Origin of the sequence: Rhizobium sp. AAP43, from assembly GCF_001296045.1 — a bacterium.
Lineage (GTDB): Bacteria > Pseudomonadota > Alphaproteobacteria > Rhizobiales > Rhizobiaceae > Allorhizobium.
Genome location: NZ_LJHS01000005.1, coordinates 252537 through 275373, shown reverse-complemented (window position 1 = coordinate 275373; position 22837 = coordinate 252537). Strand labels below are relative to the sequence as shown.

Below are 22837 nucleotides of genomic sequence, written 5' to 3'. Positions count from 1 at the left end.
AGCCTCCTCATTGCCTCTGCCTTCAGGGCAGATTGTCCTTCAAGAATATGTCGATACGAATGCGCTCCTGGGCCGTGACCACCGGAAGCCCGTCGGCCTTCGCCTTCAGCACGCGAATGGCGCTGCGCACTTCATGGCCCGCATCCTGGTTGAGCACGGCATCGATCAGCCCGCTGTGCAATGCCTCGCGCGTCGTCTCGGTCAACTCATGCGCGATCACCACCGGCCGGTCGGCAGGAGCAAGCTTCGCGAGCGCCCGGACAAGCCCGCGATTGCCGGCCCCCAGACTGTAGAGCCCGACAATGTCGTCGCGTTGCGCAAAGAGATCGCCAACGATGGCCTCGACCGTTGCCGGATCGTCACGCCCCTCCAGCACCGGCAGCAGTCCGAAGCCGGAAAAATCATCCGTCATCACCTTGGCAAAGGCATCACAACGTTCACGATGGTCGCGCACCAGCATGGACCCGGCCAGAACGGCGACCGTGCCGCGGCGCCCGCTGAGGAAGCGTCCGATCAGGCTAGCGGCCGTCCGCCCGGCAGCGGCATTGTCGATGCCGGCATAGTGATCCCGCAGCGTGCCGGACAGATCAGAAACGAGCGTGACGAGCGGGATACCGGCTGTAACGGCACGCTGGGCAGCCATCGCCACCTCCGGCGCATCGACGGCGACGAAGGCAATGCCGGCGGGATTTTCCGCCGCCGCCTGATCGAGCGCCTGCGCAAGTGCCTGCGCATCGAAGGCTGGCACATCAATGAGCCGGATCGCGATCCGCTCAACGGCAGCCCTCTCCCGCGCCTCCTCAAGCCTCGCGCGCAAACCGTGCATAAAGGAATTGTCGTTGAAGGGAATGATGAAGGTCAGCGGATAAACGCGTCCTTTGGCAAGGTTCGCCGCCGCCACATCGCGCACGAAACCCAGCTCCATGACCGCCTGGTCAACCTTGCCACGCGTCGCAGCACTCACACCCGGACGCCGGTTCAACACGCGGTCGACCGTGGCAAGGCTGACGCCCGCGCGAGTGGCGATATCATGGACTGTGGGTTTCATGCTCTCCTCCGGCGCCTGTCCTACACCAGAGAATGAGGTACGTAAATCAGATTTCGATGTACGTACCTCAGATTTTGTCGAAGACCTTGCAATCGACTCTTTCCGGTGGCCAAGGAAGAGCTACGGCAGAGCGACTTCCTCGATCACATAGCGCATGCGCCCCGCCTCTTCGACCTGCCGGAATACGATGTAGTGAGGCGGAAGGGCGAGCTGAGGCTCATCGGTCATGCCCGGCGTTTTCATCGCCGAGAGGCCTGGCCCGTCGACTGGCTGGATCGTCAACTGGTTGCCGTCAGCGCCCACTATCCGCAAGGGTGCGTCCCCCGGCATGCGCGCGAGGAAGGTGGCGGCGAGTTCCCCTTGCATATATCCGGAGAGTTGCAGCATGTAAGTATTGGTATGCTGGAAGGCCACACCATTGTTCGACGTGCTGTTATGCCAATAACATAGCGGCATCAGGTAGCAGGACCCGCCCGTGGGCACGGAACCGTCGGCGTTCGCCGTCATATGGCCGCCGACGCTGAATTGCGGATGGCTCGTGCTGCCACCCGGCAGCGGAGACGTCACATAGCAGGTGCTGTTGATGCCATAGTTGATCAACAGCTGTTTCCAGGTCGCACCGTCGATCTTTGGATCAGGGGTGCTGCCGTCCACATTGTAGAGAACGCCACTGTAGTTCACCGGGGTTGCCGACGTGGATTCGATATGAATGCCGGAATAGCGGCTGACAAAATCTGCCAGGGCCTGCGCTGCGATTTGCTCGTTCATTTGAGTGCTCCTCGTGCCGACCAACCCCGGCAGCATTGCCGAGGTTGCACACGAGAAATATTACACCGCAACCGAGAATCGCAAATCCGGGCACAACCTCAGTGACCGGCACCCGCCGGTGCTGCGGACTTCGGCTTCTGCAACAGCATGGCAAGCACCACCAGAGCACCGAAGAGCACGGTAAGCGTCAGGAACACGTCCATGAAGGACAGGAGCCAAGCCTGCTGGGTGGCAACACCGGACAGCTTCTGAACCGCGACTGTCGTCCCGTCCAGTCCATAGCCGTCATAGTTCGCGCCGACGCTTGCGAGCCAGTCGAGCGCCGACTGGTTGCCCCAGTGAAGCTGCTCGGAGAGCCTTGCATAGTGATCGTCCGAGCGCTGGGTCAGCATGGTATTGATGATTGCGAGCCCTACCGCGCCGCCAAGGTTGCGCGTCAGATTGAACAGGCCGGACGCGTTCTTCATGCGCTCGGGCGGCAGAGTGCCAAGCGCCAGATTGTTGATCGGCACCATGCAGATCATCAACGAGCAGCCGCGCAGGATCTGCGGCACCAGCAATTCGTAGAAGTCCCAGTCGGCCGTGATCCCGGTCATCATATAAGTACCGATGGCGAAACCGCCGAAGCCGATCATCATCATCACGCGCGGATCGAGTTTGCTCGACAGGATGCCGGCAATCGGAGCGGTGATGAACATTGCTGCGCCAGAGACGAACATGGTCTCCCCGATCATCAGCGAGTCGTAACCGCGGATACGCCCAAGATAAAGTGGGTAGAGGTAGGTCAGACCATAGAGCCCGACCCCCATCACGAAGGAAAACAACGAGCCGAACGCAAAATTGGCATTGGAGAAGGCTCGCAAATCAACGACCGGCAACTCCACTCTGAACACGCGCCAGAAGAAGATCGCGCCGCCCACCACCATGGCAACCGTGCCCATGACGATATGATGGTCGTTGAACCAGTCCTTGTTATTGCCCTCTTCAAGCACAAACTCCATCGTACCGAGGAAGATCGCCATCGCGGCAAGCCCCCACCAGTCGAACTTCTTCAGAAGCTTCAGGTCGGGCTTGTCGAAGTCAATCAGGCTCCAGGCGGCAGCCGCAACAAGGACGCCTGGAATGACGTTGATCAGGAACAGCCAATGCCAGGACATGGCATGGCTGATATAGCCGCCGATCGTGGGGCCAACCGTTGGTGCAAGCGTGGCCACAAGCCCCACCATCGGCGAGACGATATTGCGCTTGGAGGGCGGGAAGATTGTGAAGGCGGCCGCGAAGACGGAGGGGATCATGCCGCCGCCGATAAAGCCCTGGATCGCTCGGTAGACGATCATCTGCTCGATATTCGTTGCTGTCGCGCACAAGGCGCTGGCCAGGGTGAAACCGGCCGCACAGAAGGTGAAAAGAACCCGCGTCGACAGGATGCGGGCAAGAACGCCCGACAGCGGGATCATGATGACTTCGGCGATCAGGTAGGACGTCTGCACCCAGGCGATCTCGTCCGAACCGGCTCCAAGGCCGGCCTGGATCTCGGACAGCGACGCCGAAACGATCTGAATATCGAGGATAGACATGAACATGCCGAAGACCATCGCCAGAAAGGCGACGAGGCGCTTCGGATCCATGCGCTCTTCCGCGCCGATCCCGGATGCGGGAACGGCACCCTGTGCTGTTGCTGCGGCCATGACACGGCCCTTTCGAAAGCTGATCGACCCGACGTTACTTGGCAGCCAGCGCCTGCGCAGCCGGTGCAGTGCGCATGTCGACATCGACGATGACACTCAGACCTGCGCGCAAGTGGCCTTCAGCCAAAGCCTCCTTAGGCAGCGCAATGCGGACCGGAACCCGCTGCACGACCTTGGTGAAGTTGCCTGTCGCGTTTTCCGCCGGCAGCATCGAGAAGACGGCACCCGAAGCAGGCGCGATGGAGGTCACGGTGCCCTCAAGCGGCTGATCGCCGTAAGCGTCAACATGGATATTGACCTTGGAACCCGGCTCCAGATGCGCAATCTGGGTTTCCTTGAAATTGGCCTCGATGAAAAGCTCGCTCGTCGGCACCAGCGCGGCAAGTCGCTTGCCGGCCGAGACGAGGTCGCCGGTCTGTACCGAAAGATTGCCGACGATACCGTCGTATGGAGCCTTGAGGACTGTGAAATCGAGGTCCCGTTTTGCCTTGTCGACCGCCAGCGCAGCAACCTTGATGCTGTTCAGCGCCTCATCGCGCTGTGCTTTCAGCAGCGACAGATTGGCTTCCGACGACGCGACGGCCGCCTCTCCGGCGACGAGATTGGCCTTGGCCTGCTCCAGCACGACCGAGGCATTGTCGAGATCAGCCGTCGTACCAACCGACTTCGACGCGAGGTCACTGGCACGCTTGGCATTGATTTCAGCACCACGGACGGCTGCCTGCAAGGCACCGAGTTGCGCCTTGGCCTGAGCAACGCTCGCATTGCCACCGATGATCTGGGCATCGATACGGCTGACCGCGAGCTCTGCACTCCGACGATTGGCTTCGGCCTGATCAAACGCAATCTGATAGTCGCCGCCATCCAGCGTTACCAGCGGATCGCCAGCCCGCACAGCCTGGTTGCTCTTCACATCTACTTTAGCCACATAGCCGGAGACCTTCGGCGAAATGATCGCGATGTCGCCCTGGATATAGGCATCTTCGGTAGACACCATGAAGCGACCTTCGGTCCACCAGCCATAACCATACCAACCGGCGGCGCCGAGAAGCGCCAGGGCAATTACCGGGAGGACAGGGCTGCGGCGCTTCTTCGCGGCCGGAGCAACGAGGGCTTCAGGGCCTGCGACTTCGGATGGGCTTCCCGGTTCCCGACCTGTCTCCGACACGGCTTCGTCAGCCTCGACGGGTGCGGAGTTCGAACGAAGGGCGGTGGATCTTTGCGTGGCGGACATGTCTGGGACCGGGAGTAAGAGAATTGTTAATCGAACTAAACCGTTCGGTTCGATTGACATAAAAGGTTTTCTCGTCCATATCAAGAGGCAGATCGATGAAGATCGGGCAACACGTGCATTCACCAGATGAACGGTTAACGATGCAAGAATTGAAGAGCGAAGTAGGTGCGGCGCAGGAGCCGTCGGCGGATGCAAAAGACCCATGCGCCCGGATGATTGCCGGCCGCTTTGCCGCCGGTGCGGATCCGGTGAAGCGTGGCCAGATCCTCGATGGCGCCAAGCGTGTCTTCATGAAGATGGGTTATGACGCCGCCAGCATGAACGACGTGACGCGCGAAGCTGGCGTGTCCAAGGGCACGATCTACGTCTACTTCCAGAGCAAGGAAGAGCTTTTCGCCGCCCTGATTGAACGGGCCAAGGGCCTCTTCGCCGAAAGCATCCGTGAACTCCTTGCTCAAAGCCCGGAACCGATCGAGGGACTGCGCCGCTTCGGCCACGCCTTCGCACGACAGATCTTTGACAGCGAGATGATCCCCGCCATGCGCATCCTGCTCGGGGTTGTCGACCGCATGCCAACACTTTGTCAGCGCTTCTTCGCCGGCTCTCCGACAAATGCCAGATCGGTGTTGAAGAACTATCTCGACAAGCATGTCGAAGCAGGCGTCTTCTATATTGACGATACCTCGCTGGCAGCCAGCCAGTTCATCGAGTTGACGGCGGGCTCCTTCTTCAAAGGTTCTCTGTTCAACGACTACGAGCAGCGGCCATCCGACGACGAGATCGCCCGCGTCATCGAAAGCGGCCTGGCGGTGTTTCTGGCAGCCTATGGTCGTCGCGACCGAACGATCTGAGCGACCGAGCAAACCAAGCGATAACGGCACCAAGGCGTTGCGACATCTTGTCAAATGCCAAGTCCTGCACCATGTCTGTCCGGCCCTTTTCTCGCTCGGAAGTCATTCATGGAACAGATCACCGTCCTCATGCAGGATCCTGCCGCCTGGATCGCCCTCCTGACCCTCGTGGTCATGGAAGTCGTGCTCGGCATCGACAATCTCATCTTCATTTCGATCCTGACCAACAAGCTGCCCGCCGAAATGCGCGAAAAGGCACGCCGCATCGGCATCGGCCTGGCACTCGGTATGCGCCTTGCGCTACTCGGAACGGTCGCCTGGATCGTCCAGCTGACAACGCCGGTGTTTGAGCTCTTCGGCCATGGCTTCTCCTGGAAGGACATGATCCTGATTGCCGGCGGCCTGTTCCTGGTCTGGAAGGCCACCAAGGAAATCCACCACAATGTCGACCCAGTCGACCAGGAAGAGGATTTCATCGCCTCCTCCGCCTCCACGACCTTTGCCAGCGCGATTGGCCAGATCCTGCTGCTCGACCTCGTCTTCTCCATCGACAGCATCATCACCGCGGTTGGCATGACGCCCCATCTGCCGATCATGGTAATCGCCGTTCTCGCTGCCGTTACCGTGATGCTTGTCGCAGCGACACCGCTTGCCAATTTCATCGAAAAGAACCCCACCATCGTGATGCTGGCGCTGGCCTTCCTCCTGATGATCGGCACGACCCTGATTGCCGAAGGCATGGGCTTCCATGTGCCGAAGGGGTACATTTACGCCGCTATGGCCTTCTCGGCACTGGTCGAGGTCCTCAATATGTTTGCCCGACGCAAACGCGAGCGCGACCGCGCCATCGCCAAAGCAACGGCATCATCGCTCCACTGAGCGGATCTCATGTGGCACTGCGATCGGCCTGCTTCGGCGGGCCGATTTTTTTTCGCACAGTAACATCTTGGGAACCCTTTGCTCTTGCCTGAATTGGAGGCAGGTTCTAGTCCTTCACCCAACGCGTCACCAACGCCGGGGCACCATGACATACGAGCAGATACTCTCCTTCAGTCTCATTGCCGTGATGATGGCGGCATTCCTCTGGGAGAAGCTGCGATATGACGTCATCGCCTGCGGCGCGCTGATCGCATCGGTCGCGCTTGGCCTCGTCACGCCGAAAGATGCCTTTGCCGGCTTCTCCGACGATCTTGTTATCATTGTCGGCAGCGCTCTTGTTGTGTCAGCCGGCGTTGCCCGCTCCGGCGTGGTCGACCTGGCGATCAAGCGGTTCTTCCCTGCCCTGAGCTCCCTCCACGGCCAGATGCTGCTGCTGCTGGTTTCAGTCGCCGTCCTCTCCGCCTTCATCAAGAACATCGGGGCTCTGGCAATCATGATGCCGGTGGCCTTCCGCTTTGCCCGCAAGTCCAGCGTGCCGGTTTCTGTTTTTCTGATGCCAATGGCCTTTTCTGCCCTGCTCGGTGGCCTGATGACACAGATCGGCACCTCGCCCAATATTGCCGTCTCTCGGCTCCGCCAGGAAATGACGGGCCAATCCTTCACGATGTTTGACTTCACCCCCGTCGGAGGCCTTCTGACGGTCGGCGGCATTGCCTTTCTGATCTTCTTCTATTGGCTGGTGCCCCGGCGCGAAAATCAGAATCCCTCATTGCAGGAGGCGCTGGAAAGCTCGAACTTTACCACCGAGGCTCGCATCCCCGGCCAGTCGGCCTTTGTCGGAAAGCCGCTCAACGCCTTGCTGCAACTGACACAGGGCGAGGTGACCGCCACGGCCATCCTGCGCGGAGACACGCGGCTCTCGCCCTTCCCCGATATCATCCTGCAGGAAGACGACACCATCCTTCTGGAAGGTCCTTCTGAAGGCCTCGACAGAATTGTGTCCCAGGCCAATCTGTCGCTCGGCAATGAGGGAACAGGCAAAAGCGGCCCGGACCGGCGCAAGCGCGGCGACCTCTCCTCGGTCGAGGCCGTGGTTGGACGCGGATCGCCGCTGATTGGTCAGACAGCCAAGGAACTGTCCCTTGTCCACACCTATGGCGTCAATCTCCTGGCGGTCAGCCGCCAAGGCAAGCGCATGCGCGAACGTCTTGGCGCGATCACGCTGCGATCCGGCGATGTCGTGCTTCTGCAGGGTCTGCGCCAGCAAATGCCGTCAATCCTGACCGAGCTTGGCTGCCTGCCATTGGCGGAGCGGGAAATCCTGCTCGGCACATCGCGCAATGTCCTGATCCCGCTTGCCATTCTCGTCATCGCCATGGGTGCGACGGCGGTCGGCCTCGCACCGGTCGCCATCGCCTTCTTCGCCGCAGCCCTCGCGATGGTCGCGTTTGGCGTCATTCCGGTGAGTGAGGTCTACCGCGCGGTCGACGGCCCGATCCTCGTCATGCTGGCCGCCCTTATCCCGGTCGCAGACACGCTGCGCACGACGGGCGGCAGCGACGTCATCGCCGGCTGGCTGAATGTGGCGGCGTCCGGCATGCCAGCCTGGGGAACAGTGGCGCTCATCCTGGTCACGGCCATGGCTGTCACGCCCTTCCTGAACAATGCAGCGACCGTCCTCGTGATGGCACCGATTGCGGCAAGCTTTGCAACCGGCCTCGGCTATAAGCCGGAGGCCTTCCTCATGGCAGTTGCCATCGGCGCCGGTTGCGACTTCCTCACTCCGATTGGTCATCAGTGCAACACGCTGGTCATGGGGCCGGGCGGCTACAAGTTTTCCGATTATCCACGGCTTGGCCTGCCCCTCTCCTTCATGGTCCTGCTGGTGGCCGTTCCGGCCCTGCTTTACGTCTGGCCGGTGCAATAGAATCCCGAACGCAAAAAAGAACCTGCGCCGGCGGGCGCAGGTTCCAGGGGCGGGGACTTGGGGACGAACACAGGTCGGACGGTTGAGGGGCTCGTCTGCCAATTCGTTGGCCAGGGAGAGAAACCGGAAAAATCTCCCTGTTCCCCTTGATCCCGTCGCGTCCGGTTGGCACGACCTGCGTTCTGGCTAAGAAACGAGCGCCACGGCCTCTGGTTCCATGCCACCTCGTGTTTTTTTTAAAGCCAGAGGCCGGCCGGTGGCGGCAGCAACCTGTTTGCCTCGGTTTTCCTTGACGCAATCGCCTGAATATGGCCTAAGGCCAGCCGGCGGAAGAGGCATGGGCACTGGCAAAGATCAGCCTGCCCCACCGCCAAACGCATCCTTCGCATCCCCTTTGAAGACCGGGCATCCGCCGGGTCCCCGCACGCACCACGAGCTGAGTTCCATGACCAATTCCGGCGTCCGCGTCCGCATCGCACCTTCCCCGACCGGCGAGCCCCATGTCGGCACCGCCTATATCGCGCTGTTCAACTACCTCTTCGCGAAGAAATTCGGCGGCGAGTTCATTCTGCGCATCGAGGACACCGACGCGACGCGCTCGACGGCCGAATTCGAACAGAAGGTGCTGGACGCCCTGAAATGGACCGGCCTCACCTGGTCGGAGGGCCCAGATGTCGGCGGCCCCTACGGCCCGTACCGCCAGTCCGAGCGCAAGGATCTCTACCGCCCCTTCGTCGACAAGATGCTCGACAATGGCGGCGCCTTTCATTGCTTCTGCACGCCAGCTCGCCTGGAAAGCATGCGCGAGGCACAGCGCGCGGCCGGAAAGCCCCCCGGCTATGACGGTCACTGCCTGCACCTGAAGGCCGAGGAAGTCACCACCCGCGTGGCCGCCGGTGAGCCGCATGTCATTCGCCTGAAGGTACCGACAGAAGGTTCCTGCGATTTCCACGACGGCGTCTATGGCGATGTCTCGATCCCGTGGGAAAGCGTCGACATGCAGGTCCTCTTGAAGGCCGACGGCATGCCGACCTATCACATGGCCAACGTCGTCGACGACCACATGATGAAGATCACCCACGTCGCCCGTGGCGAAGAGTGGCTGGCCTCCGTGCCGAAGCACATCCTCATCTACAGGCATCTCGGCCTTGAGCCGCCAGTCTTTATGCACCTGTCGCTGATGCGCAATCACGACAAGTCGAAGCTGTCGAAGCGCAAGAACCCGACCTCGATCTCCTACTACTCGGCCCTCGGCTATTTGCCGGAAGCCCTGATGAACTTCCTCGGCCTGTTCTTCATCCAGATCGCCGAAGGCGAAGAGCTGCTGTCTATGGAAGAGCTGATCGCAAAGTTCGACCCCGACAACCTCTCCAAGGCCGGCGCGATCTTCGACATCCAGAAGCTCGACTGGCTGAACGGCCGCTGGCTGCGCGAGAAGCTGACACCGGAAGAGTTTGTTGCCCGTGTCCTCGACTGGTCGATGGAGAATGATCGCCTCGTCGAAGGCCTGAAACTCGCCCAGAGCCGCGTCACCAAGCTCGGCGAAGTCCCGCCGCTCGCCGGCTTCCTGCTCGCCAACGACGTTGGTCTTTCGCCCGCCTCGTTTGGCGGCCTGAAGACCAGCCCGGCCGAAACGCTCGAAATCGTCACCACCGTCCAGGCGGATCTCGAAAAGATCCTCGAATGGAACGTCACGACCATCGAGGAAGAACTCCGCACGATCTCCGAACGCCTGAACAAGAAGCTGCGCGTTGTCACCCCGCCCCTCTTCGTCGCCGTCTCCGGCAGCCAGCGCTCGCTGCCGCTGTTTGACTCGATGGCGCTCCTCGGCCGCTCGGTCGTGCGCCAGCGGCTGAAGATTGCGATCCAGGTGCTGACCGCGATGGCGGGTGCGCAGAACTGAGGGTAACCCCTCCCCCTTGTGGGGAGGGGTTGGGGAGGGGTTTTTGCCCCGAGCAAGACGCCTCCCCTCCCCGTTGCTTCGCTCCGACCCTCCCCACAAGCGGGAGGGTTGACCGAGCCAGCCGCACCGGCGAACTGAAACGAACACAGCCGCAAGAGGCATTCACACGATGACCGAACAGAAGACCGAAACCGCCCTCTCCTCCGACCCGACAGAGGTCCGCCGCCAGAAGCTTGCGCTGCTGCGCGAAACCGTGGGCGACGTCTATCCGGCGCATTTCCACCGCACGATGACCAACGCGGAATTCGCCGAGAAGTACGCGGGCCTGGAACTGGACGAGACGTCGGATGACATCATCACTGTCGCAGGTCGCGTCTATTCCTCGCGCAATTCCGGCATGTTCATGGATATCCATGATGCCTCGGGGAAGATCCAGATCTTCAGCCATAAGGACACGACCCCGGAAGAAGCCCGCGCGCTTTTGCCGATGATCGATCTCGGCGACATCATCGGGGTCAAGGGCCAGGTCCGTCGCACCAAGCGTGGCGAGCTCACCATCAACGCCCATGAAATCACCATGCTCACCAAGACGCTGCTCCCCATGCCGGAGAAGTATCATGGTCTCGCCGACATCGAGCTGCGCTACCGCAAGCGCCACCTCGACATCCTCACCAACGAGGAATCCAAGCTCCGCTTCCAGCAGCGCTCGAAGATCGTCTCCGGCATTCGCCGCTTCATGGAGGCCGAAGGCTTCCTCGAAGTCGAGACCCCGATGCTGCAGACCGTCTATGGCGGCGCGACCGCCGAGCCCTTCAAGACGCACCACAATACGCTGAAGATGGACATGTACCTGCGCATCGCGCCGGAACTGTTCTTGAAGCGCACGCTGGTCTCAGGCCTTGCCGACAAGGTGTTCGAGGTCAACCGCAACTTCCGCAACGAAGGTGTGTCGACCCGCCACAACCCCGAATTCACCATGCTGGAATGCTACTGGGCCTATGCCGACTACGAGGACATCATGGGCCTCGTCGAGCGCATGTTCGAGACGCTCGCCCTCTCGATCCACGGCACGACGGACATCACCTTCGGCGACAAGGAAATCTCCTTCAAGGGCCCGTTCAAGCGCGTGCCCATGCCTGATGCCGTCAAGGAAGCAACCGGCATCGATTTCCTCGCGATGAAGACCGACGAAGAAGCCCGTACCGCCGCCAAGGCCGCCGGCTTTGCCGTCGAGAAGGACTGGACCTGGGGCGAATGCCTCGCTTTCATCTTCGAGGAGAAGGTCGAAGGCACGCTGATCCAGCCATCACACGTCACCCATTTCCCGAAGGACATCTCGCCCTTTGCCAAGGAAGTGCCGGGCGAGCCACGCCTCGTCGAACGTTTCGAGACCTATTGCAACGCCTGGGAAGTCGGCAACGCCTTCTCCGAACTCAATGATCCGGAAGAGCAGCGCAAGCGCATGGTCGAGCAGCTCGAACAGGCCCATTCGCGCGGTGAAAAGGACAAGCAGCTTGACGACGAGTTCCTTGATGCCATCGACCAGGGCATGCCGCCCGCCGGCGGCCTCGGCATCGGCGTAGACCGCCTCGTCATGCTCTTGACCAACGCCCCGTCGATCCGCGACATCATCCTTTTCCCGGCGCGCCGCAATCGCAACGATTGAGCGAGCGCAGGTTCAACAAACGAAAAGGGCGGCCATCCTGCGATGGCCGCCTTTTTTTGATTTCGAGAATTCAGTGATCCGCCTTGGCGTGCTCATCCGTTTTTGGCTGCGCCTTGGGCGGCAGGATGGCCTCGTCTTCGGCGGGCGCATCCGGACCGCTTCCCGCAGCCGCTGGCTTGGCGTCCGTACCGGGGTTTGCAGCCGCACCATGGCTTGTCGTCTCAGCCCCATCCGCGGCACCGCCTTCGATCGGGGCGGCCCGCATCTTGGCCAGCCAGTCATCGCCCTGGATCGGCGCCGTCGCCGGGCCGGCATCCTCGGAAGTCGCGTCTTCCGCCTTTGCTGCCTCAGGCTCTGACGGCTCATCGCCACCGCCAAGACCCACCATGCTCTTCAAGCCGTCGAACCAACCCTTGTCCTCGGCAGGGGCTGCCGCAGTCTCTGCCGGCGCGGCGGCATCATCCTCGACGGGGGCAGCGGCATGATCGTCGGCTGGAGCCTTTGCCTGTTCCTCGGACGCCACATCGCCATGGCCATCAACAGGAGTCTCGGCCGGGGCCTGAGCGTGATCATCAGCAGGCGTCGCGCCATCTTCCTTCGCTGGTGCCTCCGCATGTTGCTCAGCGGGTGCAGCAGCGTGGTCATCAGCCGGTGCTGCGGCGTGATCTTTCGCAGGCGCATCCCCGTGGCCTTCTGCGGGGGCCGACACGTGCCCTTCCGCAGCGGGTGCCGCATGGCCGTCAGCCGGTGCTGCCGCATGATCTTCCGCAGGCGCATCGCCGTGGCCTTCTGCTTGGGCCGCAGCATGACCGTCCGCAGCGGGTGCCGCATGACCGTCAACAGGTGTTGCCGCATGGTCGGCAGCCGGGGCTTCGTCACCGCCCAGCCCGACCATGCCCATGACGGTGGCCATCCAGCCCTTGCTCTCCGTCGTGCCGTGCTCGGCAACGGGTGTCTCTTCGCCATGGCCTTCGGCAGGCGCTTCGCCATGCGCATCCGCTGGCGCTTCGCCATGGCCTTCAGCCGGCGCTTCGCCGTGACCTTCAGCTGGCGCTTCGCCATGACCATCGGCCGGCGCCTCGCCATGGCCTTCGGCCGGAGCCTTTTCACCATGGCCCTCGGCAGCCGCACCATCGTCTCCGCCCTCGGGCACTTCGACCTCGGGTTTCAGACAATCCGTTGAGTCATCCAGTTTTGCCATGAGCGCCTGGATATCGGCGTCCGGCATTTCGAAACGCTCGCCAAAAAACTGACCGTTTGCAGCAGCAGTCCCATCAATGTAGCGTGCGGTCAGCACCCGTGCGGACGCCTCTTCGGGTACGCGGCTCGGATCCGGCACATAGATCACATCCGCACCGACAGATCGGCCACGGATCAGCGCCCGGCTGGTCGGCCCGTTCACATCCAGCACCACCACCTGCACCAGGTCAGCCTTCTTTGCTTCCTGCACCGCCTTGGCGACGCGGAGCGCTGTCTTGATCCGTCCGAGACCATCACTCGGCTCGTCTGTGGTGACATATTTGCGGATCCAGAAACGATCCTTTTTCTGGATTTCGACGGTCTGCACTTCGGTGCAGGCAAATCCGTTCAGCTCTGCATAGGATGGGCCGAGGAGTTGGTCAGCGCCGATGAACACGGCAGCAGCACCCGTGCCGCCGCACATGACAAGCGCGGCTCCTGCGATCAGCACGACTTTGCGTGACAGGTGAGGCTTTGGAATCCTCACGCTTCGAACTCCGCCATGACACTGTCCCGACTGTTGACGCAATACTGACTGTCACCATATGCCAGTCTCCTTGCAGAACCCTTAAGCCCATCTTCCCATTATGAAACGGCAAGGCTTTCGCTTGTTTTTGCAAATCATTCGCAAGAGCGTTGACAAACGCCGACCGCGCTATAAGTTTTAATGCGAATGAGTTGCAAGAATGGGATGGACCATGATTTCGAAGCTCGGCCGACTACTGGCGCTTGCCCTGCTCCTTCCCGGAGCGGCACTTGCCGACGAGAAGCCGAAGATCGTAACGACCTTCACGGTGATTGCCGATATCGCCCGCAACGTCGCGGGTGACGCAGCCACGGTCGAGAGCATCACCAAGCCCGGCGCCGAGATCCACGGTTACCAGCCAACCCCGCGCGATATCCTGAAGGCCCGCGATGCCGATCTCGTTCTGTGGAACGGTCTCAATCTGGAAGTCTGGTTCGAAAAATTCCTCGCCAATCTCGGCGACGTGCCCAATGTGACGGTCAGCGATGGCGTAGAACCGATCGATATTTCCGGCGGGGACTACGAGGGCAAACCCAACCCGCATGCCTGGATGTCGCCGGAAAATGCCCTCATCTATGTCGACAACATCCGCAAGGCACTGATTGAAATCGACCCGGCCAATATCGCCGTCTACGAAGCCAATGCCCGCACCTATACACTGAAGATCAGGGCCGAGATCGATCCCTTGAAGGCCGAGATCGCAGCCCTGCCGGAAGACCGGCGTTATCTCGTCACCAGCGAAGGCGCCTTCTCCTATCTCGCCCGCGATCTCGGCCTCAAGGAACTTTATCTCTGGCCGATCAATGCCGACAGTCAGGGCACGCCGCAGCAGGTCAAGGCGGTGGTCGATGCGGTGGTCGAGAACAAGATCCCGGCCGTCTTCTCCGAAAGCACGGTCTCCGACAAACCGGCAAGACAGGTAGCGGCAGAAACCGGTGCAGCCTATGGCGGCGTGCTCTATGTCGACTCGCTGAGCGACGAGAGCGGCCCGGTCCCGACCTATATCGACCTCCTCAAGGTTACCGTATCCACCATTGCGAAGGGTCTCGCCGGATGATCATGGGATCGCGCGATCGAAGGTCACCCCGCCAGGCACCGCAAGGCATCACGGCGAACGACGTCACGGTCACTTATCGCAACGGCCACACGGCATTGCGCCATGCAAGCTTCGCCATCCCGACCGGCACCATCACGGCCCTTGTCGGTGTCAACGGCGCCGGCAAATCCACTCTCTTCAAGGCGATCATGGGCTTCGTTCCGGTCGCCTCGGGCGAGATCCGCATTCTCGGCATGAACGTGCGCGAGGCGCTGCGCCGGAACCTGATCGCCTATGTACCGCAGGCCGAAGAGGTCGACTGGAATTTCCCGGTGCTGGTCGAGGACGTGGTGATGATGGGCCGCTACGGCCACATGAATTTCCTGCGCATTCCCTCAAAGCACGATCACCAGCTTGTCGATGAAGCGCTTATCCGCGTTGGCATGTCGGACTATCGCAAGCGCCAGATCGGCGAACTCTCCGGCGGCCAGCGCAAGCGTGTCTTCCTCGCCCGCGCGCTCGCCCAGGAAGGCCAGGTCATCTTGCTCGACGAACCCTTTACCGGCGTCGACGTCACGACCGAAGAACAGATCATCAGCCTGATGAAGGACCTGCGCGCCGAAGGCCGCGTCATGCTGGTCTCGACCCACAATCTCGGCAGCGTTCCGGACTTTTGCGATCGCACAATCTTCGTCAAGGGAACCGTCATCGCATCCGGCACGACGCAAGACACCTTCACCGAAGACAACCTGAAGACCGCGTTTGGCGGCGCGCTCCGCCATTTCGTGCTGGCCGGCCGCGATCTGCATGACGACGAAGACGGCCGCGAAGTCACCGTGATCACCGACGACGAACGCCCCTTCGTTATCTACGGCACACCGAAGCCCGGAGTGAACAATGCTCGCGACGCTTCTTGAGCCCTTCACTTATGACTACATGCGCAATGCAATCCTGGTCAGCGCACTGGTCGGCGGCGTCTGCGGCTTTCTCTCTGCCTATCTTATGCTGAAGGGCTGGTCGTTGATCGGCGACGCACTGTCCCATGCCATCGTGCCCGGCGTCGCCGGCGCCTATATGCTCGGCCTCCCCTTCGCCTTTGGCGCCTTCCTCTCCGGCGGCATGGCCGCCCTTGCCATCCTCTTCCTCAACCAGCGCACCAAGCTCAAGGAAGATGCGATCATCGGCTTGATCTTCACCTCGTTCTTCGGTCTTGGCCTCTTCATGGTGTCGATCTCGCCTGTCTCGATCGACATCAAGACCATTGTGCTTGGCAATATCCTCGCTATTACGCCCGCCGATACACTGCAGCTCGTCCTGATCGGTGGCGTGAGCCTTCTCGTTCTGACGCTCAAGTGGAAGGACCTGATGGTCACCTTCTTCGATGAGAACCACGCCCGGTCGATCGGCCTCAAGCCTGAGCGGCTGAAGGTGATCTTCTTCACACTGCTCGCCGCCTCCACGGTCGCAGCCATGCAGACTGTTGGCGCCTTCCTCGTCATCGCCATGGTCGTGACGCCCGGCGCCACCGCCTATCTCTTGACCGACCGTTTCCAGCGACTGATCCTCATGGCACTTAGCATCGGTGCCGGCACCAGCTTCGTCGGCGCCTATGCAAGCTACTTCCTCGATGGTGCAACCGGCGGCATCATCGTCGTGCTGCAGACCGTGATCTTCCTGGCCGCCTTCCTGTTCGCGCCCAAACACGGCATGCTGGCCGCCCGCAGCCGCGCCCGTGACGCGCTCGCGCCTGTGCCCGTGCCCGTTTCAAAGGCCAGCACCGGCATTGCGCCGCAAGGCCTTGCCGAAGAGCGCCCGGCATGAGCGAAACCATCGAACTCGCGCTCCTGCCCTTCCAGCTGCCCTTCATGCAGTCGGCCTTCGTGGTGACGCTAATGATCGCCGTGCCGATGGCGCTTTTATCCTGCCTGCTGGTGCTCAAAGGCTGGTCGCTGATGGGCGACGCCGTCTCCCATGCCGTGCTTCCGGGTATTGTCATCGCTTATATTGCCGGCATTCCGCTCGCCATCGGCGCCTTTATCGCCGGCCTCGCCTGCGCACTGCTCACCGGCTTCATCAAAGAAAACAGCCGCATCAAGGAAGACACGGTGCTCGGCATCGTCTTCTCCGGCATGTTCGGCCTCGGTCTTGTGCTCTATGTGCAGGTCAAAAGCTCCGTCCACCTCGACCACATCCTTTTCGGCGACATGCTTGGCATCCTGCCGTCAGACCTGATCGAGACGGGCCTGATCGCCCTCTTCTCCACGCTCTTCCTCGTCGTCCTGCGCAAGGACCTGCTGGCGCATGCCTTTGATCCGCAGCACGCCCAGGCCATCGGCCTTTCGGTGCGCCTGCTGCACTACGGTCAGCTCGCGGTCTTGTCCCTGCTCGTCGTTGGCGCGTTGAAGGCGGTCGGCATCATTCTCTCCGTCGCCATGCTGGTTGCCCCTGGCGCGATTGCCTTCCTGCTCACGCGGCGATTTGCCACTATGATGGTCGCCGCCGTCACTGTTGCCGTCACGGCCTCACTGTCCGGCATTTATGTAAGCTTCTTCCTGGACAGCGCCCCGGCCCCAACCATCGTTTTGATCATGAGCACCATGTTCATCCTCGCCTTTCTGCGCACTGTCTGGACGGCAAGGCACGAGCGCCAGATGCCGGTATCGGAGATCGACGGTTAAGCCGCCACCCCGGATACCGCCCCCAACCCGTCGGTCGACCCGAGGCGCAAGCCCTGCGTCGCCCCTTGTTGTGGATCAAGTGATCTGCCTCAGCCTGCGCTATGCTGCCGTTCACGCAATGAGCGAGGAGCACGCAGGGCATGACATCCATGAGATTGCTGGAAACGCCAAGTCGCCACCTGTTCTTCACCGGGAAAGGCGGGGTCGGCAAGACTTCGCTCAGTTGCGCAACCGCCATCGCGCTTGCCGACAAGGGCTTGAAAATCCTGCTGGTCAGCACGGATCCTGCATCCAATCTCGATGAAATGCTCGGCGTGGCGCTCGACACCGAGCCCACCCCGGTACCGGGCGTGCCCGGCCTCTCGGCGATGAACATAGATCCCGAAACCGCGGCCGAGGAATACCGGGCGCGCGTGCTCGACCAGATGGGGCCGGCGGCCACGGAAACGGAAAAGGCCACCGTTCGGGAGCAATTGTCGGGTGCCTGCACCACCGAGATCGCGGCCTTCGATGCCTTTGTCGGTCTGCTGGCCGATGACAATCCGCTCTTCGATCACATCATCTTCGACACCGCCCCGACCGGCCATACGCTGCGGCTATTGAGCCTGCCGAAAGCCTGGACGGGCTTTCTCGAAGCCAATCAACGCGGCGCCTCCTGCCTTGGGCCCCATTCCGGCCTGAAGATGCAGGAAGATCGGTTTCGCGATGCCCTGCAATGCCTCGGCGATCCGGCCCGCACCACCATCGTTCTCGTGACCAGGGCCGAGCGGGGCGCCATCCGCGAAGCCGCACGCACGGCTAGCGAACTGGCCGAGCTTGGACTCTCGAACCAGATGCTCGCAGTCAACGGCCGCTTCACGCCCTCGGACCCGGCCGATCGGGTGGCGGTCGCTTTCGCCGCAGAACAGACGGCAGCCCTCGCCGATCTGCCGCCATCGCTTGCCGCACTTCCCCGTGACGAGGTGCCGCTCAAATCCTTTGACATGATCGGGCTCTCCGCCCTTCGAGGCCTGTTCTCGCCCGACGCGGCGTTGGTCGCAGCAGACGCAGACATGTCGATCACCATTACCGATCTCCCGCAGCTTTCAACACTGGTGGACGACATTGCCGAAGGCGACAAAGGCCTTGTCATGATCATGGGTAAGGGCGGGGTCGGCAAAACCACGATTGCCGCCGCTGTCGCAGTCGGCCTCGCAGCACGCGGTCATACCGTACACCTGACGACGACCGATCCGGCCGCACATCTGTCCTTCGTGGTCGGTGGAGACGCAATGCCGGGCCTGACTGTTGACCGCATCGACCCTGAAGCCGAGACGGCGCGCTATATCAAAAAAATCCTGTCGACCAAGGGGCGTGATCTCGATCAGGAGGAAAAGGATCTGCTGCGCGAGGATCTCGCCTCCCCCTGCACCGAGGAAGTCGCCGTTTTCCACGCCTTTTCCCGTGTCGTCGGCGAGGCGCGCTCGAGCTTCGTCGTCATCGATACGGCGCCGACCGGCCACACGCTGCTGCTGCTCGACGCAACAGGTGCCTATCACCGTCAGATGACGCGCCACATGGATGACGCTGCACCCGGCCGCATGGTGACCCCGCTGATGCGCCTTCAGGACCCCGCCTATACCCGTGTTCTGCTGGTGACCTTGGCCGAGACGACGCCCGTTTCGGAGGCCGCCGCCCTACAGGAGGATCTGCGCCGCGCGAAAATCGAACCCTATGGCTGGGTGGTGAACAAGTCGATGGCCATCACCGGCACGCGCGACCCGCTCCTGCGAGCCCGCATCAAGGGCGAGATGGCCCAGATCGAGCGCGTAAAACGGGATTTTGCCCACCGCCTCTATGGCCTGGATTTCCGCGCCGTGGCACCGGTCGGACTGCCGGCCCTGCTTGAGCTCGTCCAGCAACGGCAAACGCCGCAACATTGATAACGGCAGGGGGAGCCAAGGCCTTATACCCGGGCTTCTTCCTCGGCCCGACGTACGCGGCGGGAGACAACCCATTCCCGCCAGACCGTGAACAGGCCGGCACCCACGACAATCACCGCACCGAGCACCGTATTCCAGCGCAGGACTTCGCCGAAGACGCTGACGGCAATTACCGCGCCGAGCACGAGCTGCCAGTAGGAAATCGGTTGAACGATCACAGCATCCAGATTTTCATAGGCCCGGATCAAGGCGAAGTGCCCGACAATGCCGGTGCAGCAGAGCCCGCCCATCCAGGCCCAGTCGCCCGGCGTGAACGGCACCCAGAAGAACGGCCCAAGCACACTCGCCCCCATGAAACCGACAATGGCGAGATAGAAGAAGCTGGTCGATGGCTGGTCGTCACGGCTGACCAGCCGGGTCGCAATGCCATACACCGCGCCGAGCACGGCGCAGATCAGCGGCAGCCAGATATAGGTGTTGAAGCCACCGCCGCTGGGCGACAGCATGATCACGACACCGACAAGACCGGCGACGATCGCAGTCCAGCGCCGCCAGCCGACCTTTTCGCCGAGGATCGGCATGGACAGAAGCGCCACGAAGATCGGTCCGGCGGCAAAAATCGCCTGGCTCTGGGCGAGGCCCACCTTGGTGAAGGCAACGATCGAGATCAGGATCTGCGAAAAGAGAATAAGTCCCCGCAGGACCTGCAGGAACGGCCGCTTGGTGTTCACCGCCTGCGTCAGGCCACCCGAGGAGCGCATGGCGAGAAATACGGCGAAGGCCACGAAGGCCCAGTACCGAACCATGGCCACCTGCACCGGCGAATAGCTGGCGCCGAGATGTTTGGAAATGCCATCCTGGATGGCAAAGACCGAGAAGGCGAGAAAGGTGAAGGTATAGCCGAGCGGCGTCGATTTCATGGGAGCGGACGGATGCTTTTGTTCGGGGCAAGGTTCCGTGGATCAACCGACGGCGCGGGCATACCGATCCTACACCCCTGACGCCGATTTCCTAGTCCGCAAATTCACAGCTGCCATGCAAGCTGACAATGTCTTGGCTTTAAGATGGCTTGCCGCGCCCCGAGCCGCCATGCTTCAGTAGCGCATGGCATTCACATTCCGTCAGTTGCAATATTTCGTCGCCGTCGCCGAGCAGGGCTCCGTCACCCGCGCCGCCCAGAACCTGTCGATCTCCCAGTCTTCGGTGACCGAGGCGATCAAGGAACTGGAGGGCGATCTTGGCGTAACGCTCTTCGAGCGCCACCCTCGCGGGCTGTCGGTCACCCATAACGGCCACCAGTTCCTGCGCCACGCCACGAAGATCCTCGCCACCGTCTCAGATGCGCGAAATGTCTTTGCCGACACCAAGAGCAACACCGGCGGAACGCTCAATATCGGTGTCACCTCGCTCGTCGCGGGCTATGTGCTGTCCGACCTTCTTGCCCGCTATCGCCGCGCCTGCCCCGATGTCGAGGTATCGGCGCTGGAGGATAATGGCTCCTATCTTGAACATCTGCTGATCGGCGGCGAGCTGGACGTGGCAGTCATGGTTATCTCCAACCTCCGCGACCGCATGGCCCTGCAGGCGGAAATCCTCGAAACCTCGCCCTACCGCCTCTGGCTGCCGATTGGCCATCCGCTCGTCTCCGCCGACATCATCTCGATTGCCGATATCACCAAGGAACCACTGATCATGCTGACGGTGGATGAAATCGAGGAGAATACCGGAAAACTCCTCTCGGCGCTCGGTGCCCGCCCCCATGTCGCCTTCCGCACCCGTTCCGTGGAAGCCGTCCGCAGCCTGGTCGCAACAGGCGCCGGCGTGGCCCTGCTTCCCGACCTCGTCTATCGGCCCTGGTCGCTGGAAGGCGACCGCATCGAAAGCCGCGACGTCTCCGGCGCGCTGCCTGTGGTGCAGGTCGGCATGGTCTGGCGCAAAGGGTCCAGCCTGCCGCAAGCGGCGCGGGATTTTGTCGGGATCGCCGAGGCGAGCCGCAGTGGCAGGGTGCGATAAGGACACCCTGCTGATGATTTGCCCCTCATCCCCCCGATCTCGCAGATCCTCACCTATCGGAAAAACCGATACCACCATTCTGACGAATGAATTTGCGAATGCGGCACATTCGCGGCAACCTTCACGGCGGGAACATTGAGCCGCACAAGCGGCCACTCACAACCGGGAGACGTCGCGATGAAGACCTTTCTGAAATCCTGCACAGCCCTTGCTTCCGTCCTCAGCATGACCACTGTATCGCTTGCCCAGGAACCGCTTCAGGCACTGGGACCGGGCGAAGGTGCCGTCTCGATCGTTGCCTGGGCCGGCTATATCGAGCGCGGCGAAACCGACAAGAATTACGACTGGGTCACCGAATTCGAGAAGAAGACCGGCTGCATGGTCACTGTGAAGACCGCTGCCACCTCGGATGAAATGGTCGCCCTGATGAACGAAGGCGGCTTCGACCTCGTCACCGCCTCGGGCGACGCCTCGCTGCGCCTCGTGGCCGGCAAGCGCGTGCAGCCGATCAATACCGCCCTCATCCCGTCCTGGAGCACGATCGACGAGCGCCTGCAGAACGCCCCCTGGCACACCAAGGACGGCGTTCATTATGGCACCCCTTATGTCTGGGGCCCGAACGTGCTGATGTACAATACCAAGGCCTTTGGCGACAAGGCGCCGGACAGCTGGAACGTGGTGTTCGAGGAAATGACGCTGCCCGACGGCAAGTCGAACAGCGGCCGCGTCCAGGCCTATGACGGCCCGATCTATGTGGCGGACGCCGCCCTCTACCTGATGACCCACAAGCCGGAACTCGGCATCAAGGATCCGTACGAGCTGAACGAGGACCAGTACAAGGCAGCGCTTGAGCTGCTGCGTGGCCAGCGCAAGCTGGTTGGCCGCTACTGGCATGACGCGATGATCCAGATCGACGACTTCAAGAATGAAGGCGTCGTCGCCTCCGGCTCCTGGCCCTTCCAGGCCAACCTCTTGAAGGCCGACCAGCCAGTCGCGTCTGTCTTCCCGAAGGAAGGCGTAACCGGCTGGGCTGACACCACCATGCTGCATGTCGACAGCGAGCATCCGAATTGCGCGTACATGTGGATGGAGCATTCGCTCTCGCCCAAGGTCCAGGGTGATGTCTCGGCCTGGTTCGGCACGGTGCCGTCCGTTCCCGCCGCCTGCAAGGGCAATGCGCTTCTCGGCGACGAGGGCTGCAAGACCAATGGCTACGAGAACTTCGACAAGATCAAGTTCTGGAAGACCCCGGTCTCCAAATGCGAAAGCCAGGGCGAATGCGTGCCCTATCACCGCTGGGTCTCCGACTACATCGGCGTAATCGGCGGACGGTAAGCTCTCAAACGGGGCGCCAGCCCCTCACCCTAACCCTCTCCCCGTGAACGGGGAGAGGGGACTTGCCCCGAAACACCGCTCACATCATTGCCAGCCGACGCTCTGCGAGGCCGGCGGAGTTGTG

General features: G+C 61.7%; 18 protein-coding genes. 12 read left to right on the top strand and 6 right to left on the bottom strand.

What is annotated here, in order from left to right; all coding sequences use genetic code 11:
- Positions 1 to 22 precede the first annotated feature (22 nt).
- The 4 genes from IP76_RS04795 to IP76_RS04780 all read right to left on the bottom strand — a co-directional run bounded on the left by IP76_RS04795 (position 23) and on the right by IP76_RS04780 (position 4738).
- Positions 23 to 1048: a LacI family DNA-binding transcriptional regulator gene (locus IP76_RS04795; RefSeq protein WP_054157040.1), complete on the bottom strand. Its 1026-nt coding sequence runs from the start codon at positions 1046 to 1048 to the stop codon at positions 23 to 25.
- A 120-nt stretch (positions 1049 to 1168) separates the two neighbouring features.
- The gene (locus tag IP76_RS04790) at positions 1169 to 1816 is read right to left on the bottom strand and encodes a hypothetical protein (RefSeq protein ID WP_054157039.1); all 648 of its coding nucleotides are present in this window, start codon (positions 1814 to 1816) and stop codon (positions 1169 to 1171) included.
- A 98-nt stretch (positions 1817 to 1914) separates the two neighbouring features.
- On the bottom strand, positions 1915 to 3504 hold the full coding sequence (locus IP76_RS04785; protein WP_054157038.1) for a DHA2 family efflux MFS transporter permease subunit: 1590 nt from the start codon (positions 3502 to 3504) through the stop codon (positions 1915 to 1917).
- A gap of 34 nt (positions 3505 to 3538) precedes the next feature.
- On the bottom strand, positions 3539 to 4738 hold the full coding sequence (locus tag IP76_RS04780; protein WP_054157037.1) for an HlyD family secretion protein: 1200 nt from the start codon (positions 4736 to 4738) through the stop codon (positions 3539 to 3541).
- Between the two features lie 212 nt (positions 4739 to 4950).
- Between IP76_RS04780 and IP76_RS04775 the strand changes: the two genes are divergently transcribed.
- The 5 genes from IP76_RS04775 (at position 4951) to lysS (ending at position 11964) form a co-directional block, all read left to right on the top strand.
- Positions 4951 to 5589, top strand: a complete 639-nt coding sequence (locus IP76_RS04775) for a TetR/AcrR family transcriptional regulator (protein ID WP_054157036.1) — start codon at positions 4951 to 4953, stop codon at positions 5587 to 5589.
- Positions 5590 to 5697: 108 nt separating this feature from the next.
- The gene (locus IP76_RS04770; protein WP_054157035.1) at positions 5698 to 6468 is read left to right on the top strand and encodes a TerC family protein; all 771 of its coding nucleotides are present in this window, start codon (positions 5698 to 5700) and stop codon (positions 6466 to 6468) included.
- A 145-nt stretch (positions 6469 to 6613) separates the two neighbouring features.
- Entirely contained in the window at positions 6614 to 8395 is a 1782-nt protein-coding gene (locus tag IP76_RS04765) for an SLC13 family permease (RefSeq protein WP_054157034.1), read from the top strand.
- Positions 8396 to 8840: 445 nt separating this feature from the next.
- Positions 8841 to 10298 carry a glutamate--tRNA ligase gene (gltX, locus tag IP76_RS04760; RefSeq protein WP_054157384.1) on the top strand — a complete coding sequence of 486 codons (1458 nt, stop codon included), beginning with the start codon at positions 8841 to 8843 and terminating at the stop codon, positions 10296 to 10298.
- Positions 10299 to 10467: 169 nt separating this feature from the next.
- Positions 10468 to 11964 carry a lysine--tRNA ligase gene (gene lysS / locus IP76_RS04755; RefSeq protein ID WP_054157033.1) on the top strand — a complete coding sequence of 499 codons (1497 nt, stop codon included), beginning with the start codon at positions 10468 to 10470 and terminating at the stop codon, positions 11962 to 11964.
- 70 nt (positions 11965 to 12034) lie between these two features.
- Here the strand turns inward: lysS and IP76_RS22715 are convergent, their stop codons facing one another.
- Complete coding sequence (locus IP76_RS22715) at positions 12035 to 13690, bottom strand: hypothetical protein (protein WP_156318472.1); 1656 nt, start codon at positions 13688 to 13690, stop codon at positions 12035 to 12037.
- A 211-nt stretch (positions 13691 to 13901) separates the two neighbouring features.
- On the opposite strand from IP76_RS22715, the gene IP76_RS04745 reads away from it, so the two are divergent.
- From IP76_RS04745 to arsA, 5 genes are all read left to right on the top strand, one after another.
- Positions 13902 to 14786 carry a metal ABC transporter substrate-binding protein gene (locus tag IP76_RS04745; RefSeq protein ID WP_156318471.1) on the top strand — a complete coding sequence of 295 codons (885 nt, stop codon included), beginning with the start codon at positions 13902 to 13904 and terminating at the stop codon, positions 14784 to 14786.
- Positions 14787 to 14788: 2 nt separating this feature from the next.
- A complete protein-coding gene (locus IP76_RS04740) occupies positions 14789 to 15682 on the top strand; it encodes a manganese/iron ABC transporter ATP-binding protein (RefSeq protein ID WP_156318491.1) in 894 nt (297 codons plus the stop codon).
- Positions 15663 to 16586 carry a metal ABC transporter permease gene (locus tag IP76_RS04735; protein WP_054157030.1) on the top strand — a complete coding sequence of 308 codons (924 nt, stop codon included), beginning with the start codon at positions 15663 to 15665 and terminating at the stop codon, positions 16584 to 16586. The genes IP76_RS04740 and IP76_RS04735 overlap by 20 nt, the downstream gene beginning before the upstream one ends.
- Entirely contained in the window at positions 16583 to 17443 is an 861-nt protein-coding gene (locus IP76_RS04730; RefSeq protein WP_054157029.1) for a metal ABC transporter permease, read from the top strand. The genes IP76_RS04735 and IP76_RS04730 overlap by 4 nt, the downstream gene beginning before the upstream one ends.
- 140 nt (positions 17444 to 17583) lie before the next feature.
- On the top strand, positions 17584 to 19365 hold the full coding sequence (gene arsA, locus IP76_RS04725; RefSeq protein WP_054157028.1) for an arsenical pump-driving ATPase: 1782 nt from the start codon (positions 17584 to 17586) through the stop codon (positions 19363 to 19365).
- 23 nt (positions 19366 to 19388) lie between these two features.
- On the opposite strand, the gene IP76_RS04720 is transcribed toward arsA, so the two are convergent.
- Positions 19389 to 20285 (bottom strand): DMT family transporter, encoded by an 897-nt coding sequence (locus tag IP76_RS04720; RefSeq protein WP_054157027.1) that lies wholly within the window; start codon positions 20283 to 20285, stop codon positions 19389 to 19391.
- Positions 20286 to 20469: 184 nt separating this feature from the next.
- Between IP76_RS04720 and IP76_RS04715 the strand changes: the two genes are divergently transcribed.
- Together IP76_RS04715 and IP76_RS04710 are read left to right on the top strand one after the other, a co-directional pair.
- Complete coding sequence (locus IP76_RS04715) at positions 20470 to 21378, top strand: LysR family transcriptional regulator (protein WP_054157026.1); 909 nt, start codon at positions 20470 to 20472, stop codon at positions 21376 to 21378.
- 177 nt (positions 21379 to 21555) lie between these two features.
- Positions 21556 to 22713 (top strand): ABC transporter substrate-binding protein, encoded by a 1158-nt coding sequence (locus tag IP76_RS04710; protein WP_054157025.1) that lies wholly within the window; start codon positions 21556 to 21558, stop codon positions 22711 to 22713.
- Positions 22714 to 22837: the final 124 nt, after the last annotated feature.